Genomic DNA, 17550 nt, shown 5'->3' with positions numbered 1-17550 from the left:
ACGGTAGCACTTGCTGCCACAAGTGTCGATTTGACCAGCAGGCGAGTAAAGCCCGTATCCAGTCACTACCAAGGCTACTACTGTAGTAGTCGCTGGTCGCTGGTCGCTGGTCGCTGGCTTGGGCGACGGTGAGCCGATCACGGATATCTCAGTGGCTCTGTTTAGAGCCCCATCCATAGCTTCGCATAATATATATTATGTTAAATTAGATGCGCGAGGCAAAAGAAACTTGCCACTATTGCTGCCTTTTTGCCTTAGGTTACTGGCCATTTGGCCGTCATACTTACATCATTGGACTCTTATAACATCTTCCCTATGCCGCCTCGATGCCTTATGGCGTAGCGGTCATGGTTATTGTCGACGCTTCTCGGGAACACGCTATGAAAACCACAATACGTCTCGTCATTGTCATCATCGTGCTGACGGTGGCTTTGGGCAGCATTTTCGGATGGAAGTACCTGAAAATGCAGGAAATGGGAGAAAAGAACGCACAAGCCCAACCACCGACGTCCGTCGAATCAGTTACCATCGAGCCTCAATCCTGGCGCCCGGGCTTGAGCTCGGTCGGCTCTCTGCGCGCCATCAACGGTGTCGCAGTGGCCAATGAAGTGGCTGGCGTTGTCAGTGAAGTGGCCTTCGAGTCGGGTCAGCGCGTCAGCAAAGGTGATGTGCTGATTCGCCTCGAAGACAGCGTCGATCAAGCCGCGCTTGCGGCTCTGGAAGCCCAGGCACAACTGGCCAACGAGACCTACCAGCGTTATTCGAATCTGTTGCCACGCAATGCGGTCTCCCAGTCTCAGTTCGACGAAGCTCGGGCCAACTATCAGGCTGCCCGCGCCGATGCCGAACAACAGCGTGCCCAGCTCAACAAGAAAACCATCCGCGCTCCCTTCGACGGCGTCGTTGGCCTGCGCCAGGTCGACCTGGGCGAATATATCGCCGTCGGCACGCCGATTGTCGACCTGAACATGCTGGACCCGATCCACGTGGACTACAGCGTGCCGGAGCGCGCGCTTGAGCAAGTGGCCGCCGGGCGCAGCATCGAGATTACCGTCGCCGCCTATCCTGACCGCGTCTTCGAGGGTGAGATTCTGGCCATCGCACCCTCGGTGAATCAATCGAGCCGCACGCTCAATGTGCGTGCCAAGCTCGATAACGCCGACGGCGCACTGCACCCAGGCATGTTCGCCGAGGTCAATACGCTTTCCGCCGATACGCGGGAGGTTCTTACCCTCCCCCGCACGGCGCTGTCCTTCAATACCTATGGCGACTTCGTATTTCGTATTGTCGAAAATGACCAGGGCCAGACCATCGCATCCCGCCAGCAAGTGACGACGGGCAGCACCCGAGGCGATGTCATCGAGATTGTCGATGGCCTCTCAGAAGGCGACCAGGTCGTGGCCACTGGCCTTCTTCGCCTGCGCGATGGTCAGCCAGTCAAGGCGGTCGACATGAATGCGTCAGAGTCTCAAGCGACGAATGCTGACGAGGAGGCGCAGGGCTGATGAAATTCACCGATATCTTCATCCGGCGCCCGGTGCTCGCCACCGTGATCAGCCTGCTGATCCTGCTGATTGGTCTGAGGGCCGCCATGGATATGGAGGTTCGCCAGTATCCGGAGCTTGAAAGCACCGTGATCACGGTGACGACATCCTATCCGGGAGCCAGCTCTGAACTGGTGCAGGGCTTCGTGACCACCCCCTTGCAACAGGCTATTGCCGAAGCCAATGGCATCGACTTCATCGAATCGACCAGCATCCAGGGCTCCTCGACCATCGAAGTCAACATGGAGCTAAACTACGACGCCAACGCCGCCCTGGCTGAGGTTCAGGCCAAGGTGGCCAGCCAGCGCAGCGTACTGCCAAGTTCTGCCGAAAGCCCAGTCATCGAGTCATCGACCGGTGACAGCACGGCACTGATGTACCTGGCGTTCTATTCAGAGCAAATGGAAGTACCACGCATTACCGATTACCTGACGCGCGTGGTACAGCCCAAGCTTCAGGCCCTGCCGGGGGTCGCCAAGGCGAGAAGCTTCGGTCAGAGCATGGCCATGCGTATCTGGCTAGACCCGCAGCGCATGGCGGCCCTGAACGTTAGTCCCAGTCAGGTCATCAATGTCCTGCAAAACAATAACTACCAAGCCGGTGTCGGTAAGACGCGCAGCGAGTTCGTGCTCATCAATCTGACGACCAATACCGACATCACGGACCCCAGTCAGTTCGAAGACCTGGTGGTGCGTAATGACGGAGGCGATCTGGTGCGCCTGAGAGATGTCGCGCGTACCGAACTGGGGTCCGAAAGCTATGACAGTACCGCCTGGTACAGCGGAACGCCCTCCACCTTCATGGCCATTGAGCAGGCGCCCGGCGCCAATCCGCTGGATGTGGCCACGGCCGTTCGCGACACCCTCCCGGAAATCCGCCGACAACTGCCGACTGGCCTCAAGGTCGTACTGCCCTACGATGCCTCTGAGTTCATCGATGACTCCATCAAGGAGGTGGTCAAGACTCTGCTCGAAGCCCTCGTCATCGTCTTGGTGGTGATCTTCCTGTCGCTCGGCTCCTTTCGCGCGGCCCTGGTGCCTGCGGTAGCGGTCCCGCTGTCCTTGATCGGTGCGGCATTCGTGATGCTGATGCTGGGCTTTTCGCTCAACCTGCTTACGCTTCTTTCGATGGTACTGGCCATCGGCTTGGTGGTGGATGACGCCATCATCGTGGTCGAAAACGTACACCGACATATCGAGGCCGGTGAATCCCGTTTCGATGCGGCCATCAACGGCGCGAGGGAAATGGCGGTGCCGATCATCGCCATGACCACCACCCTGGTGGCGGTCTACGCGCCTATCGGCTTCATGGGCGGCCTAGTCGGCTCACTGTTCACGGAGTTTGCGTTCACCCTGGCAGGTGCCGTGGTCGTTTCGGGCATCGTGGCCCTGACGCTTTCACCGATGCTATCTGGCAAGGTGCTGAAGCCTCACGGACAATCGTCGCGCTTCGAAAAAGGTGTCGAGTCTACCTTCAACGGCTTATCGAACGGCTATCGAGGGCTGCTGACGCGCACTCTCGAGACCGTCTCGGTACCGGTAGTGTTCGCCACGGTGGTGCTGGCCTCTATCTATTTCATGTTCATCACCAGCCAGAACGAGCTGGCCCCCACGGAAGATCAGGGCATTATCTTCTTCCAGGGCACCGCACCGCAGACCGGCACCCTCGAGTACCTGGAACGCTATGCCAATGACATCCAGGCCCGAGTGGAAGGCATCGACGGCTACAAGGAGTCGTTCATGATTCTCGGCGGCACCAGCGCCGACACGGTGTTTGGTGGTTTCAAGATGGCGCCCTGGAGCGAACGAGATGTCTCGCAGATGGAAGTCATGCCTAGTCTGCAGGGGGCGCTATCTCAGGTGACCGGCTTGCAGACTGCCGCCTTCGCACGCCCTTCCCTGCCCGGCTCCAGTGGCGGCTTGCCCGTTCAATTCGTACTGACGACGGGCAACAGTTACGAGGAGCTCAATGCCATCGCCGACGATCTGCTCGGACAGGCCATGGGTAGCGGAAACTTCGCCTTCCTGCGCAAATCGATCGATTTCAATCGGCCCAACACCCGCATTCTCGTGGATCGAGACCGGGTGGCGGATATCGGCCTGACCATGGCTGATATTGGCCAGGCACTGTCGACGCTACTCGGTGAAGGCTTCACCAATCGATTCAGCATGGACGGGCGTAGCTACAAGGTCATTCCTCAGGTCGAGCAGCAATACCGCCTCGATGCCTCGATGATCGATAACTACTATGTCGAAGCCGATTCCGGTGAGCAGGTGCCACTGAGCAATCTGGTGCGCTTCGAGGACAGCGTGGAACCCTCTAAACGCAGCCAGTTCCAGCAACTTAACTCGGTCGTCCTCGAGGGCGTACCGCGCCCCGGCGTCACCTTGGGCGATGCCCTTGCCTGGCTCAACCAGACAGCCGCCGAGAGCCTGCCTCCAGCTTACTCGGTCGACTACAAGGGGGAGTCACGGCAGCTGATGAATCAGGGTAGCGCTCTGGTACTGACCTTCTTCCTGTCGCTGATCGTCATCTACCTGGTGCTGGCGGCACAGTTCGAGAGCTGGCGTGATCCACTGATCATCCTGGTTTCGGTCCCCATGTCGGTGGCCGGCGCCATGACGTTCATCACCCTTGGGGTCTCGAGCCTGAATATATACACCCAGGTAGGCCTGATCACCCTGATCGGGGTGGTGGCCAAGAATGGCATCCTGATCGTCGAATTTGCCAACCAGTTGCAGCATGAGGAAGGGCTCAACAAGCGTGACGCCGTCATCACCGCCTCGGCGATTCGCCTGCGCCCGATCCTGATGACATCGGTAGCCCTGATCGTCGCCATGGTGCCGCTGCTGATAGCCACCGGTGCCGGAGCGGTCAGCCGATTCGATATTGGCCTGACCATCGCTTCCGGGCTTGGCATCGGCACCCTGTTTACCTTGTTCGTGCTGCCGGCGTTTTATCTGCTGCTGGCCCGCGATCACAATGCGGCCAAGGATGCCGACGCCGAGGCAAGGACAGCCTCGTGAACGTGCAGGCACCGGGGGCTCCCCGGTGCCTGCACAGCGCGTGCCTACATGGACAGGCTCGTCATCACTCCTTATCATCGCGGAACTCTTCTCGAAGATCGCTGTGAGAAGGCTTAATATTCCGGCGGTGGCTAGGGTCGGATACCAACGACCGGGAAAGGTGCAGGATAAAGATGGGCAATCGCTATTCATGCCTGGCGGCATTATTGGGACTCTCGCTTCTTGCAGGGTGCGCCTGGTCGCCCCAGGCTCAGCAAGAGGCACATGCCAAGCTGGCCACCACGGCCCAGTTGAATGCGCATTTTGCGCAATTGGAAGCAGCGGTTGACGGTCAGTGCGGTGGCCAACAGGAGCGCTACGCCCAGCAGCAGCAGCGACTCGACGGCGTGGATGCCGACATCCGCGAAGTTGGCAGCCTGCTGCGTCGACTGCGGGCTGATCTGGCGCAGGCCGATCGCGAACCGCAGACGGTGGTTAAGGACTGTGCCGTCGATTCGGATATCGGCAACAAGGAGCTTCTGGGGCGCTCCGAATGGGTAGGTCTGCCAAGCATTGGCACCTATCTCCAGGCGAGGATCGACTCAGGTGCCGACACCTCATCACTCTCGGCCCGCGACATCACGCCCTTCGAGCGCGATGGCGATAACTGGGTGAAGTTCAAGCTTGCCCTGGAGCCGGATGACGCCGTGGTCGATGCCGTTCGCGACAAATGGATCGAGGCGCCGATCGAGCGCCGTGTGCGAGTGCTGCAGTCCAATGGCGAGGCCTCACGCCCGGTGATCAGCTTACTGATGACGCTGGGTCCGATTCGCGAACAGGTCGAATTCACTCTGAATGACCGCCGCCAACTCAGCTATCCGGTGCTGCTGGGACGGCGCTTCATGATGGATATCGCCGTTATTGATGTGGCCGAACGTTACCTGCACCCACGCCCGGAATTCCCGGAAGGTGCGCCCGCTAGCGACGCCTCCGCCGACGAGGCGCGCGACATCGATAACGCCAAGACGCCTGACCAGAGCTAAATCCCTCTCTGTCTGCCATCATTACCCCCACCCACCGCTCCGCCGGTGGGTGATGTTTATTTGAGGACTGCGTATGTCACGTCTGCCCTTCTATTTCCTCGTCGGCTTTCTGCTGATCGCCGGCATTGCGCTCAGCGTGCATCGTCATGTTGCCTTCGAGGTGCCCTGGACGCCAGGCGAGCAGCGCCAGGTCTGGGAGGTCGAAGCTCAGGTCAACTTCACTGCCCTGGGCGATCCGGTCATGGTCAATCTGGCGCTGCCATCCACCCAGCAGGGCTACCGGGTGCTGACCGAAAACACAGCCTCTTCCGGCTATGGCCTTGCCTTCCTCGAAGACCAGGGCAGCCGCCAGGCCCAATGGTCGATTCGCGACGCCGCTGGCCCACAGCAGCTCTACTACTCGGTGCAACTGCTGGTAGCCCCTCAGGCAGTTGATCGTGAAGCCGAGCCACCTCCCCTGCCTCGCGAGATCGCCTGGGAGCGTCCTTTCGATACGGCCGCCAGCCAGGTCATCGAGCGTGCTCAGCAGCGTTCTGCGGATGCCGTCACCTTTGCTCGCGAGCTGATCCGTGACTTCACCGGCGATCGTCAGGGCGAAAACGCTCGACTGCTGCTGACCCAGTTCGAGCGCACGCCACTGCTGGTGCGCTTGCTCAATGAGGCCGACGTGCGGGCCCGCGAAGTCAGCGGCCTGGCACTCGATGACGGCCGTCGCCGCCAGTCACTGCAAAGCTGGTTGCAGGTGTTCAGCGACGACGGCAGTGCGGTGCTCTTCAACCCGGTAACCGGCGAACAGGGCAAGCCCGACAACCTGTTGCTGTGGGAAGATCGAGGCGGGGCCGTGCTCGAGGTACAAGGTGGAACCAACTCCCGCGTCAGTTTCTCGATGATTCAACATAATCAGCCGGCCTCCACCGCGGTGCGCAATCAACTGGCCGAAGACACCCTGATCAATTTCTCGATTCATAGCCTGCCACTCGAAGAGCAGGCGCTCTTCCAGACCATTCTGCTGATCCCGATCGGTGCGCTGGTGGTGGTGTTCTTGCGGGTGCTGGTGGGGCTCAAGACCTCAGGCACCTTCATGCCGGTGCTGATCGCCCTGGCGCTCATTCAGACCACCCTACTCACCGGCTTGATCGGTTTCCTGCTGGTGGTCACTGTGGGCCTGATCATCCGAAGTTATCTTTCTCACCTTAACCTACTACTGGTGGCGCGAGTGTCGGCGGTGATCATCACGGTCATCGCCATCATTTCGGTTTTCTCGGTGATGTCCTATCGGTTCGGCCTCAATGCCGGCCTGACCATCACCTTCTTCCCGATGATCATCCTCGCCTGGACCATTGAACGCATGTCGATTCTCTGGGAGGAGGAAGGCCCCAAGGAGGTGCTGATCCAGGGGGGTGGCAGCCTGCTGACGGCGGTACTGGCCTATCTGGCCATGAACAACCCCTGGGTGCGCCATATCACCTTTAACTTCCTGGGCGTGCAGTTGATTCTGATGGCTCTGATCCTGCTGCTCGGCAATTACACCGGTTATCGGCTTCTGGAGCTCAAACGCTTCAAGCCGGTGACGGAGGATTGAGCCCATGTGGACGACTCCCGGCAAGTTGAGAAGCAAGGGCATCATCGGCATGAACCGGCGCAACATCCGCTACATCGGCCGCTACAATAGCCGTAAGCTCTATCCGCTGGTCGATGACAAGCTCAAGACCAAGCTATTGTGCCATGAGCATGGCATCACTACTCCGGCACTGATCGGCACCGTAATTACCCAGTTCGAGGTCAAGCACGTCACCAAAATCCTGCAGGGGCATCCCGGTTTTGTAATCAAACCGGCCAAGGGATCCGGCGGCAAGGGCATTCTGGTCATCGAGCACGTCGATGGCAGTGCCTATATCAAGCCCAGCGGCGCCCACTTGGGCCGTGAGGATATCGAACGCCACGTTTCCAACATCCTATCCGGGCTCTATTCCCTGGGCGGGTCGCCGGACGTGGCCGTCATCGAGTCATTGATCAATTTCGATGACACCCTGACCCAGTACACCTACGAGGGTGTGCCAGACATCCGCGTCATCGTGTTTCAGGGCTATCCGGTGATGGCGATGATGCGCCTGTCCACCGCTGCCTCCGATGGCAAGGCCAATCTCCATCAAGGCGCTGTCGGGGTCGGGCTGGATATCGCTACCGGTACGGCATTGCGCGGCGTACAGTTCGACCGTCCCCGGCATGACCATCCGGACACTGGCCATGAGCTCGCCAGTCTGCGCATTCCCGGTTGGGGGACCCTGCTAGAGCTGGCGGCGAGCTGCTACGAGATGACGGGACTGGGTTATCTGGGGACCGACATGGTGCTGGACCGGGATCATGGCCCGATGCTGCTCGAACTGAATGCTCGTCCCGGGCTCGCCATTCAGATGGCCAACGGTGAAGGGCTTCGCCCTCGCCTGGATCTTATCGAGCAACAGCCCGAGGGCGTCGATGCGGCCTCCAGGGTCGCGTTCGCCCGGCAGCACTTCGCCCGCCGTGCCGAGCTCATCTCATCTGCGGATCCGGCGCCGGCCTGAGGCTAAGTGTCCGGCTGTGTTATCAGCCGGTCGCACCGGCGCCTTCCAGAGGGGGTGGCGCTCTGACTGGCTGAGGGCTCATGTGGCGCGTAGAATGGTCGCTTTCGTTACACCGCTAGGCGCGCCATGCCCCAAACGCAATCACTGATTCAACAAGCCGAGCGCCACTGCGAGTCGCAGGGTGCACGCTTCACGCCGATTCGTCGTCGCGTGCTGGAGATGATCGCCACCACCAGCGGCGGCCTCAAGGCTTACGAGCTGCTCGACCGACTGACCCAGGAGCACGCCGCCGCGCGGCCGCCCACGGTATATCGCGCCTTGGAATTCCTGATTGAACAGGGACTGATTCACCGCATCGAATCCTTGAATGCCTATGTCGCCTGCCCCTGCCCTGAGCACGCCCACGGCTTTCAGCTGCTGATCTGCCGGCACTGCGGTCGCGTGGAAGAGCTGCACCTTGATGACGTCAACGACCAGCTGGCAAGGCGCGCTCGCGATCAGGGGTTTCGCGTCGAGCGTCAGACCATCGAGCTGCTTGGCAGCTGCCACGCTTGCCTGGCGGCCCACCACGAGCCTACCCTTCACGCCCAATCCTGAGTCGAGCCCCTCATGAGCGACGTTTTCAAGCGCCTGGAGCGCGTTCCCACCGGCACTCGCGAATCGCTGGCCACCATCCTGGACAACATCGGCTGGAACGACGCAGGCCTGATCCCGGCTATCGCTCAGCAGCATGACAGCGGCGACGTGCTGATGATGGCCTGGATGAACCGCCAATCACTGCAAGAGACCCTCACCACCGGCTGGGTCTGCTATTGGTCGCGCTCCCGCGGCAAGCTGTGGCGCAAGGGCGAGTCGTCGGGCCAGATGCAGATACTCAAGGCCGCGCACCTGGACTGCGATGGTGACACCCTGTTGCTCTCCGTCGATCAGACAGGGCCCGCCTGCCACACCGGCCGGCGCAGCTGCTTCTATGTTGCCCTCGATGATGATGGCGCACAGATCGAGGGCGACACCCTGATCGACCCCGACCAACTCTACGCTCGTTCCTGATAATCATGGCCAGTCGCTCAAACGGCTCGAACCCGCGCAATTCTTCCAGCTGCACTTCCAGCAAGCTGACGCGACTGACCAGCTTCCCCTTGATCGGTCTGATCAAGGTCTATCAATACGGCATCAGCCCCTTGATAGGCCCTCGCTGTCGCTTCTGGCCAAGCTGCTCACACTATGCGCTGGAGGCAATTCGTGAGCATGGCCCTGCTAAAGGGGGCTGGCTTGCCTTGAAGCGATTGAGCAAGTGCCACCCCTGGCATCCCGGCGGTATCGACTTGGTGCCTGAGGCCAAACCCGAACAGCCCCCATGCAAGCATGCGGGCTGTTCGGATAAGCCAGGGGCTGATGGTCACCGCGACGAAAGGACCTCCCCCCGCGACTAGCACGAGACTGACCTGTCAGGCGCCGGCTTCCGCCTTGGCCACCTGGTAGATGCGCTCGAGCATCGCATGCAGCCCATTGCTACGGGTCGGTGACAGATGCTTGTCCAGGCCAAGGTCTTCGAGAAAGCTTGGCGGCGTGGCAACAATCTCGGCAGGCGGACGATCGTTGAAGATCCGCATGAGCACGGCGATCAGGCCAGAGACGATGGCCGCATCGGAGGTGGCATCGAAGTGCAGCCGGTCGCCATCTCGCTGTGAACGCATCCAGACATTGGACTGACAGCCCTGAATCTTGAGCTCATCGGTCTTCCACTCGTCGGGAAAGGCCGGCAGTTGCTTGCCCATGTCGATGATGTATTGATAGCGATCCATCCAGTTATCGAACATCTCGAACTCTTCGATCAGTTCGGCCTGGCTTTCCTGAGCGGTGTCGGACATGGTCTCTCCATAAGATGCGTGGCTGCGGGAACGGCTGACGCCTCACCCCGTGAATACTGGGTGCCAGTATAACGGCTCGTCGCCCGGGGCGTCGTCCCCTGCCCGCCGCCTCTTCTGCCCCCAGCCACCCTTTCGGCCCCCGGCTGTCATGCCCTCACCGGCTCACTGCCCCCTTGCTCCTACTCGTCGAGGTCAATCGAGCCCATGGCCGCTCATCTGCTGCTGCCATTCCTCGGCTTCGGCGTGCAGGTAGCGGGCGGTGGTATCCAGCCGGGAGTGACGGGCGCTGCGGGCTAGGTAACGAAGCTCTACTCCGCCCTGGGCCTGATGCGTAATAGCGGTATGGCGAAGCCAGTGGGGCGTTGCCGCGCGCAGGGTACGCGCCAGAACCGCATTGCCAACATCTGGCTGATCGCCCGACGGCACGGCGTGCTGCTCGGCCGACGCACTCTGATCGCCCGCATCGCGACTATCTCCGTCCTCAAGCCTGACCGCCGCGGTATCGAACGCCTTCTTGATCAGTCGATAGAGCTGGTTATCCCCCAGGCCACGCTTTCCATCCAGCCCACGGAGTACCGGCGAGTCGTCATCGGACTCAGGAAACCTGTCCAGACCCAGCTGCTCACGCCAGTCACCGAGCAGGGCCATCATGTCCGGCGGCACTGGAATCGTCGCCAGCTTGCTACCCTTGCCAACCACTCGCCACCACCAGCGCCCTTCCCGACGCTGGAAATCTCCCATCCTGGCGGCGGCCATCTCGCCGATGCGCGGAGCCAAGAGATAGGCAAAGCCGAAGATCATCCGCCGTCGCTGCCATTCAAAACGCTCACGCGGGCTGGCTGTCTGAGCCAGCGGCTGATTGAGCCAACCCCAGAACCAATCCCATAAGGGGCGCTCCAGATAGCGCTCGATGCCCTCCTGGCGATTATCGAGACGCCGGCGCTTGCCCCGCATCAGGCGAAAGGGGTTATGGTCCACCCACCCCGCTTCAACCAGCCAGCTATAGAGCCCCTGCAGAATCACCAGGCTCTGGCGACGACTGGCCGCCGACAGCGGGCGACGGAAGGGGCGCCAGTCGTCGGCATGGCGGGGCCTGGGCGGCCCTATCCAGTGCGCGGCGGGCCTTGGGTCAGCAAGGAAAGCCTCGAAGTCGTCGAGACCGTCCCGTCGAAGCGATCCAAGCGTCAGGCCCTGACTGTCCAGCCATAACAGCAGTCGTTCCGCTTCCTTGCGATAGGCACGAAAGGTTTGGACGCTATCCCGATACTCCTCCAGCCAGGCGGCCACGGCTTCGACATCGCTATGAGCGCTGATCCGTACGCCATCGGCAAGCACCGCTGCCCTGCCCTCCAGGGAAACCGGCACCTCGCGCTGCAGCGCCACCTCTCCCACCTGCTGCGGCCATCGACTCTCTGTCACCTCGCGCTCCCTGTAATGGTTCCTGCACTGCCGCTGTGTCGCCCGATCAGTCGGTCATGTTGTAAAGATGCCGCCGAATCATGGCCTTCATGTCCGTCTCCAGCACCTAGATTGCTATTGTCGCCGTTACGCGGGCATATAATCAAGATAAGGCGCGTAATCATGAATTTATATCTCTAATGATAAATAATTTTACGTAATACGTATTACGTAAAATGCTTTATCCAATGCCTGGTTGCCGATAATATGGCTAAGATAGAAAAGGCCTTGGCCCGCCACCTCTCACAGAGCAATGGACACCCGGCGCCAGGCATACCGGCGATAAATCGATGTGTTGAACAGGAGAAAAGCGTCATGGCGCGAAGCGGCGTGCAGTACGAGGATGTGCAGCGGGCGATTCATACCCTGCTGAGCCGCGGAGACGCGCCTAGCGTGCAGCGCATCCGCGAGGTGCTGGGAACGGGCAGTTTCACCACTCTCAGCGAGCACCTGCGGCAATGGCGGGTCGAGCGCGAAGAGAACCGCGACCAACCGCCCGCCCAGGAATTACCCGAGGCCTTGCAGACTTTGACGCAAGAGCTGTGGCGCCAGGCGCAGGACACCGCCAGCGAGAGCCTGGCACTCTATCGTCAGGAGTCCGATCAGCGCGTTACTGATGCCCTTGAGGCCGCTCGTGAGAGTGAGCGGCGGGCAGAAGATGCCGGCCAGCGTGAGGCAGCGGTTGCCGATCACTTGGCCAACGCCCAGACCCGGCTTGAGGAACAGAGCGCCACCCTGGCGAGCTGCCAGGCCCAGCGCGACAGCCTTGCCGAGCGTGAAGCGAAAGCCCTGCAGCGGGTTCAGCAACTCGAGCAGGAGCTCACGCGACTCCAGGAGCGCAATGAGGCGCTGGCCGCTCAGCACCATGAAGAGTTGGCGGCGCGCGATGCCGAGCACCAGGCTCGGCTGCATCAGGAAGAGCAACGCAACGAAGCCGCCGAAGCACGACTGATGAGCCTGCTGGATGACGCCCGCCAGGAGCGCCATGCCGCCGATAAGCAGCATGGCGTTCGCCAGGCACAACTGGAGGCACGCAACGAAAATCTCGACAAGCAGCTGCAGGAGCAGCGCACACAGCTAGCCGATTCCCAGCAGCAGCATCGCGAGGCGCACTGGGAGCTTGAACAGCGCAAGGAACAGGACCGAGACAGGAAGCGGCAACAGGAACGTCTCGAGCATCGCCTGGAAGAAAAGGATGCGGAAATTGCAGCGCTAAAGAAGCGCCTGTTGGAGACCGAAGCGCGGCTGGCCAAGACGCCACTGCCGCCCTTCGTCTACTAAAGCGTTAAGGGCAAGTTGCCACAGGTAGGTTGAGAGAGACAGAAGGGCTGAAAGGTAACCAGGTAGGAAAGCAGCCGGATAGACAAGTCGCGCCCTAACGCAAAACGGGCGCTCTGGGGCGCCCGTTCTTTGCTGAAGCTTAATCACTCGGCGACGCTCAAGCACCGCCTTGCCACCCGCTTTGGCCAATTAGCGGTAGTAGGCCTGGCTGGTATCGGTGTGGTCGGTGATATCGCGGATACCGGTAAGCTCCGGGATGCGCTCGAGCAGGGTCTTCTCGACGCCATCCTTGAGTGTCAGGTCGACGGCCGAGCAACCCTGACAGCCGCCACCGAAGGCCAACACGGCCACGCTGTCCTCGGTCATCTGCATCAGCTTGATTTCACCGCCATGGGCGGCCAGCCCCGGATTGATCTCGCTGTAGAGCACGTAGTTGACGCGATCCTCGAGGGGGCTATCGGCGTTGACCTTGGGCATCTTGGCGTTGGGCGCTTTGATGGTCAGCTGCCCGCCCATGCGATCGGCGTTGAAGTCGACTACTGCCTCGTCAAGGAACGGCAGGCTGTTCTTGTCCAAGAAGACGGTGATCTTATCGAGCGCAAGTTTCTCGTCTGTCGGCTCTTCCTCGCCCGGGCGGCAGTAGGCCAGGCACGTCTCAGCGTAGGGCGTACCCGGCTGGGTGATGAAGATACGCACTGCGATACCTTCGACGTTCTGCTTCTCGAGCAGCTCGGCGAGATAATCCTGGGCACTGTCGGTAATCTGGATGCTCTGGCTCATGGGGAGATGGTCCTGATTCGAGAGGTCGAATTTGCTTATCATGTTAAGCAAAAGTGCGCGGCGAAACAATCCCGAGTGAATTACTCAGGCTTATGATACCCACCCGGCTTGGCGCTGCCCGTCGCCACCGCCTTTCTGATAAGCTATCGCGCAAAACCGAGACTCGACCCGCTCGACACAGTAGAAGAAGCGACTCACGCTGGAGACCGCCCCGAATCATGGCCGCTACCCCGACCCCCGTCACTGCCACCCTCGCCGAACGCCTTGCTTCCCGCATTCTGATCCTCGATGGCGGCATGGGCACCATGCTGCAGAATGCTGGACTCGATGAAGCCGACTTTCGCGGCGAGCGGTTCGCCGACTGGCCGTCGGACCTGAAAGGCAACAACGACATGCTGGCGCTGACCTGCCCGGACCTGGTGACGCGCATTCACCGCGACTATCTGGAAGCGGGCGCCGAAATCATCGAGTCCAACACCTTCAACAGCACTCGACTGTCTCAGGCCGACTACGGTATGGAAGCGCTGGTGCCTGAGCTCAACCGTGAATCGGCACGCCTCGCCCGCGAGGTCTGTGATGCGGTTGGCGCCGAGACCGCTATCCCACGCTATGTGGCCGGCGTCCTCGGCCCCACCTCGCGCACGGCTTCGTTATCACCGGACGTCAACGACCCGGCCAAGCGCAATGTCACCTTCGATGAGCTGCGCGAGAACTACTACGAGGCCGCCGAGGCGCTGATCCAGGGCGGCGCCGACCTGATCCTGATCGAGACCATCTTCGACACCCTCAATGCCAAGGCGGCGATCTACGCCCTCGAGGAGCTATTCGAGTCACTTGGCACACGCCTGCCGGTGATGATTTCCGGCACCATTACCGATGCTTCGGGTCGCACCCTGTCCGGCCAAACCACCGAAGCATTCTGGAACTCGGTGCGTCATGCCCAGCCGTTCTCCGTGGGCCTCAACTGCGCGCTGGGGGCCGAGGAGCTGCGCCCTTATCTGGAAGAGCTCTCGAACAAGGCCGACACCTTGGTCTCGGCACACCCCAACGCCGGCCTGCCCAATGAATTCGGCGAGTACGACCAGACCCCCGAAGAGATGGCGGCCATCGTCGCCGAGTTCGCGAGCAGCGGTTTGGTCAACATCATTGGCGGCTGCTGCGGCAGCACCCCCGAGCATATCAAGGCCATCGCCGATGCCGTAAAGGACATGGCGCCGCGCCAGGTGCCGGATCGACCGATCGCTTGCCGGCTGTCGGGCCTCGAGCCTTTCAACATCAGCGCCGACTCGCTGTTCGTCAATGTCGGCGAGCGGACCAACGTCACCGGCTCGGCGCGCTTCAAGCGTCTGATCAAGGAAGAGGACTACACCACCGCCCTCGAGGTCGCCCTGGAACAGGTCGAGAACGGCGCCCAGATCATCGACATCAACATGGACGAGGGCATGCTCGAGTCCGAGGAAGCCATGGTGCGCTTTCTCAACCTGATCGCTGGCGAGCCCGACATCTCGCGCGTACCGATCATGATCGACTCCTCGAAATGGGAGATCATCGAGGCCGGCCTCAAGTGTGTGCAGGGCAAGGCGGTGGTCAACTCCATCTCCATGAAAGAAGGCGAGGACGCCTTCCGGGAGCAGGCGACCCGCTGCATGCGCTACGGCGCCGCGGTGGTGGTGATGGCCTTCGACGAGCAGGGCCAGGCGGATACTTTCGCTCGCAAGACCGAGATCTGCGAGCGCGCCTATCGCTTGCTGGTCGACGAGATCGGCTTCCCGCCGGAAGACATCATCTTCGACCCCAACATCTTCGCCATCGCCACCGGCATCGAAGAGCACAACAACTACGGCGTGGACTTTATCCAGGCCACTCAGTGGATCCGCGAGCATCTGCCCCACGCGCTGGTCTCCGGCGGCGTGTCCAACGTTTCCTTCTCGTTTCGTGGCAATAACCCGGTGCGCGAGGCCATCCACTCGGTGTTCCTCTATCACGCCATTCGCGCCGGCCTCAGCATGGGCATCGTCAACGCCGGTCAGCTGGCGGTCTACGACGACCTGCCGGCAGAGCTTCGCGAGGCGGTCGAGGACGTGGTCAACAACCGCCGTGACGATTCCACCGAGCGTCTGCTCGATATCGCCGATAAGTTCAAAGGCGACGGCAGCGGTGCCGCCAAGAAGGAAGATCTCGAGTGGCGCAGCTGGGAGGTTGAAAAGCGCATCGAGCATGCGCTGGTCAAGGGCATCACCGCCTATATCGAGGACGACACCGAACTGGCCCGCCAGCGCGCCACCCGCCCCATCGAGGTCATCGAAGGCCCGCTGATGGACGGCATGAACGTGGTCGGCGACCTGTTCGGCGCCGGCAAGATGTTTCTGCCCCAGGTGGTCAAGTCGGCCCGGGTGATGAAGCAGGCGGTCGCCTACCTGATTCCCTATATCGAAGCCGAGAAGAGCGGCGAGACCCAGGCCAAGGGCAAGATCGTCATGGCCACGGTCAAGGGCGATGTCCACGACATCGGCAAGAACATCGTCGGCGTGGTCCTGCAGTGCAACAACTACGAGGTCATCGATCTGGGCGTGATGGTGCCGGCCGAGAAAATCCTGCAGACCGCCCGCGACGAGAACGCCGACATCATCGGCCTGTCCGGACTGATCACACCCTCGCTCGACGAAATGGTCCACGTGGCCAAGGAAATGCAGCGCCAGGGCTTCGATATTCCGTTGTTGATTGGCGGTGCCACCACCTCCAAGGCCCATACCGCGGTCAAGATCGAGCCACAGTACGAGCATCCGGTGGTCTACGTCACCGATGCCTCCCGAGCGGTCGGCGTGGCATCTAGGCTGCTGTCGCCGGAGCTCAAGCCGGCCTACACGGCCGAGTTGCGCGCCGAGTACCAGACCGTGCGGGAACGTAACGCCAAGCGCCGCCCCAAGGCCGCCGACCTGAGCTACGAGCAGGCCCGCAAGCGCCGCTTCAAGACCGACTGGGCCGCCCAGCCGCCTGCGGCGCCGAACTTCACCGGGCTCAAGGTGTTCGACGACTACGACCTCGAAGAACTGGTCGAGCGCATCGACTGGACGCCCTTCTTCATGAGTTGGCAGCTGGCCGGCAAGTATCCGAAGATCCTCGATGACAAGGTGGTTGGCGAGGCCGCCCGCAGCCTGTTCAAGGATGCCAAGGAGATGCTCGCCAAGCTACTCGACGAGGGCCATATCACCGCCCGTGGCGTCATCGGCATCTGGCCGGCCAACAGCGTCGAGGATGACGTGATCGAGGTCTACGCCGACGAGTCGCGTAGCGCGGTCATCGAGCGCCTACACCACATCCGCCAGCAGACCACCAAGAACCGCGATGGCATCTGCTATAGCCTGGCCGATTTCATTGCGCCTCGCTATGACGCCAAGGGTGAGGAAAGTGGCATTCCCGACTGGATCGGCGGTTTCGCGGTGACCACCGGGCATGGCGTTGACGAGCTGAGCAAACGCTACGAGGCGGCCGGCGACGACTACAACGCCATCATGGTGCAGGCCCTGACCGACCGTCTCGCCGAAGCTTTCGCCGAGCGCATGCATGAGCGTGTCCGCAAGGAATTCTGGGGCTATGTGCCCGAAGAGTCGCTCGATAACGAGTCACTGATTGCCGAGAAATATCAGGGCATTCGCCCGGCGCCCGGCTATCCGGCCTGTCCCGATCACACCGAGAAGACGACTCTGTTCAGGTTGCTCGACGCCGAGCAAAACAGCGGCCTGGCGCTGACCGAAAACTTCGCCATGTGGCCGGCCGCAGCGGTCTCCGGCTGGTACTTCGCCCATCCGCAGTCGAAGTATTTCTCCACCGGCAAGATCACCCGCGACCAGGTCGAGTCGCTGGCCCGCCGCAAGAACATGCCGCTTGGAGAGATGGAGCGCTGGCTGTCCCCGGTGCTTTCCTACGACCCGAGCTGATATCGGTGTTGAAGCTGCCCTGAGCCACCGAGCCCTTAGCTAGCTAGGATTCAGATGCTATCGACG

General features: G+C 61.1%; 13 protein-coding genes. 10 read left to right on the top strand and 3 right to left on the bottom strand.

The window, feature by feature from the left end; translation table 11 throughout:
• Nucleotides 1-380 precede the first annotated feature (380 nt).
• From HUS66_RS07265 to yidD, 8 genes are all read left to right on the top strand, one after another.
• Nucleotides 381-1505 carry an efflux RND transporter periplasmic adaptor subunit gene (locus HUS66_RS07265; RefSeq protein ID WP_175070248.1) on the top strand — a complete coding sequence of 375 codons (1125 nt, stop codon included), beginning with the start codon at nucleotides 381-383 and terminating at the stop codon, nucleotides 1503-1505.
• Nucleotides 1505-4570, top strand: coding sequence for an efflux RND transporter permease subunit (locus HUS66_RS07260; RefSeq protein WP_175070247.1), 3066 nt, complete (start codon nucleotides 1505-1507; stop codon nucleotides 4568-4570). Before HUS66_RS07265 ends, HUS66_RS07260 begins: the two co-directional genes overlap by 1 nt.
• A 173-nt stretch (nucleotides 4571-4743) precedes the next feature.
• Nucleotides 4744-5592, top strand: a complete 849-nt coding sequence (locus tag HUS66_RS07255; protein ID WP_175070246.1) for an ATP-dependent zinc protease family protein — start codon at nucleotides 4744-4746, stop codon at nucleotides 5590-5592.
• A gap of 73 nt (nucleotides 5593-5665) precedes the next feature.
• A complete protein-coding gene (locus HUS66_RS07250; protein ID WP_175070245.1) occupies nucleotides 5666-7174 on the top strand; it encodes an inactive transglutaminase family protein in 1509 nt (502 codons plus the stop codon).
• A 4-nt stretch (nucleotides 7175-7178) separates the two neighbouring features.
• Entirely contained in the window at nucleotides 7179-8156 is a 978-nt protein-coding gene (locus HUS66_RS07245; protein WP_175070244.1) for an alpha-L-glutamate ligase-like protein, read from the top strand.
• Between the two features lie 126 nt (nucleotides 8157-8282).
• Nucleotides 8283-8753: a Fur family transcriptional regulator gene (locus HUS66_RS07240; RefSeq protein WP_175070243.1), complete on the top strand. Its 471-nt coding sequence runs from the start codon at nucleotides 8283-8285 to the stop codon at nucleotides 8751-8753.
• 12 nt (nucleotides 8754-8765) lie between these two features.
• Nucleotides 8766-9206, top strand: coding sequence for a phosphoribosyl-AMP cyclohydrolase (gene hisI, locus HUS66_RS07235; protein WP_175070242.1), 441 nt, complete (start codon nucleotides 8766-8768; stop codon nucleotides 9204-9206).
• Nucleotides 9207-9211: 5 nt separating this feature from the next.
• Nucleotides 9212-9589 carry a membrane protein insertion efficiency factor YidD gene (yidD, locus tag HUS66_RS07230; protein WP_175070241.1) on the top strand — a complete coding sequence of 126 codons (378 nt, stop codon included), beginning with the start codon at nucleotides 9212-9214 and terminating at the stop codon, nucleotides 9587-9589.
• A gap of 15 nt (nucleotides 9590-9604) precedes the next feature.
• Here yidD and HUS66_RS07225 read toward each other — a convergent pair whose 3' ends face one another.
• Nucleotides 9605-10027, bottom strand: coding sequence for a SufE family protein (locus HUS66_RS07225; RefSeq protein ID WP_175070240.1), 423 nt, complete (start codon nucleotides 10025-10027; stop codon nucleotides 9605-9607).
• Nucleotides 10028-10219: 192 nt separating this feature from the next.
• Complete coding sequence (locus HUS66_RS07220) at nucleotides 10220-11419, bottom strand: tyrosine-type recombinase/integrase (protein WP_425340077.1); 1200 nt, start codon at nucleotides 11417-11419, stop codon at nucleotides 10220-10222.
• Between the two features lie 381 nt (nucleotides 11420-11800).
• Here HUS66_RS07220 and HUS66_RS07215 point away from each other — a divergent pair, with 381 nt between their 5' ends.
• A complete protein-coding gene (locus tag HUS66_RS07215) occupies nucleotides 11801-12766 on the top strand; it encodes a DNA-binding protein (RefSeq protein ID WP_175070239.1) in 966 nt (321 codons plus the stop codon).
• Between the two features lie 189 nt (nucleotides 12767-12955).
• Here HUS66_RS07215 and nfuA read toward each other — a convergent pair whose 3' ends face one another.
• Nucleotides 12956-13546, bottom strand: coding sequence for a Fe-S biogenesis protein NfuA (gene nfuA, locus HUS66_RS07210; RefSeq protein WP_175070238.1), 591 nt, complete (start codon nucleotides 13544-13546; stop codon nucleotides 12956-12958).
• A 218-nt stretch (nucleotides 13547-13764) separates the two neighbouring features.
• Here nfuA and metH point away from each other — a divergent pair, with 218 nt between their 5' ends.
• Nucleotides 13765-17484 carry a methionine synthase gene (gene metH, locus HUS66_RS07205; RefSeq protein WP_175070237.1) on the top strand — a complete coding sequence of 1240 codons (3720 nt, stop codon included), beginning with the start codon at nucleotides 13765-13767 and terminating at the stop codon, nucleotides 17482-17484.
• Nucleotides 17485-17550: the final 66 nt, after the last annotated feature.

The sequence above is a fragment of the Onishia taeanensis genome (genome assembly GCF_013349955.1).
Classification (GTDB): Bacteria; Pseudomonadota; Gammaproteobacteria; order Pseudomonadales; family Halomonadaceae; genus Onishia; species Onishia taeanensis_B.
The sequence above is the reverse complement of the archived record's forward strand: the minus strand, read 5'-3'. Positions and strand labels throughout refer to the sequence as shown.

Coding starts and splice junctions, on each gene's coding strand:
- metH (WP_175070237.1), top strand. CDS start 13,765: ATGGCCGCTACCCCGACCCCCGTCACTGCCACCCTCGCCGAACGCCTT.
- HUS66_RS07255 (WP_175070246.1), top strand. CDS start 4,744: ATGGGCAATCGCTATTCATGCCTGGCGGCATTATTGGGACTCTCGCTT.
- HUS66_RS07260 (WP_175070247.1), top strand. CDS start 1,505: ATGAAATTCACCGATATCTTCATCCGGCGCCCGGTGCTCGCCACCGTG.
- HUS66_RS07240 (WP_175070243.1), top strand. CDS start 8,283: ATGCCCCAAACGCAATCACTGATTCAACAAGCCGAGCGCCACTGCGAG.
- HUS66_RS07245 (WP_175070244.1), top strand. CDS start 7,179: ATGTGGACGACTCCCGGCAAGTTGAGAAGCAAGGGCATCATCGGCATG.
- hisI (WP_175070242.1), top strand. CDS start 8,766: ATGAGCGACGTTTTCAAGCGCCTGGAGCGCGTTCCCACCGGCACTCGC.
- nfuA (WP_175070238.1), bottom strand. CDS start 13,546: ATGAGCCAGAGCATCCAGATTACCGACAGTGCCCAGGATTATCTCGCC.
- yidD (WP_175070241.1), top strand. CDS start 9,212: ATGGCCAGTCGCTCAAACGGCTCGAACCCGCGCAATTCTTCCAGCTGC.
- HUS66_RS07225 (WP_175070240.1), bottom strand. CDS start 10,027: ATGTCCGACACCGCTCAGGAAAGCCAGGCCGAACTGATCGAAGAGTTC.
- HUS66_RS07250 (WP_175070245.1), top strand. CDS start 5,666: ATGTCACGTCTGCCCTTCTATTTCCTCGTCGGCTTTCTGCTGATCGCC.
- HUS66_RS07215 (WP_175070239.1), top strand. CDS start 11,801: ATGGCGCGAAGCGGCGTGCAGTACGAGGATGTGCAGCGGGCGATTCAT.
- HUS66_RS07265 (WP_175070248.1), top strand. CDS start 381: ATGAAAACCACAATACGTCTCGTCATTGTCATCATCGTGCTGACGGTG.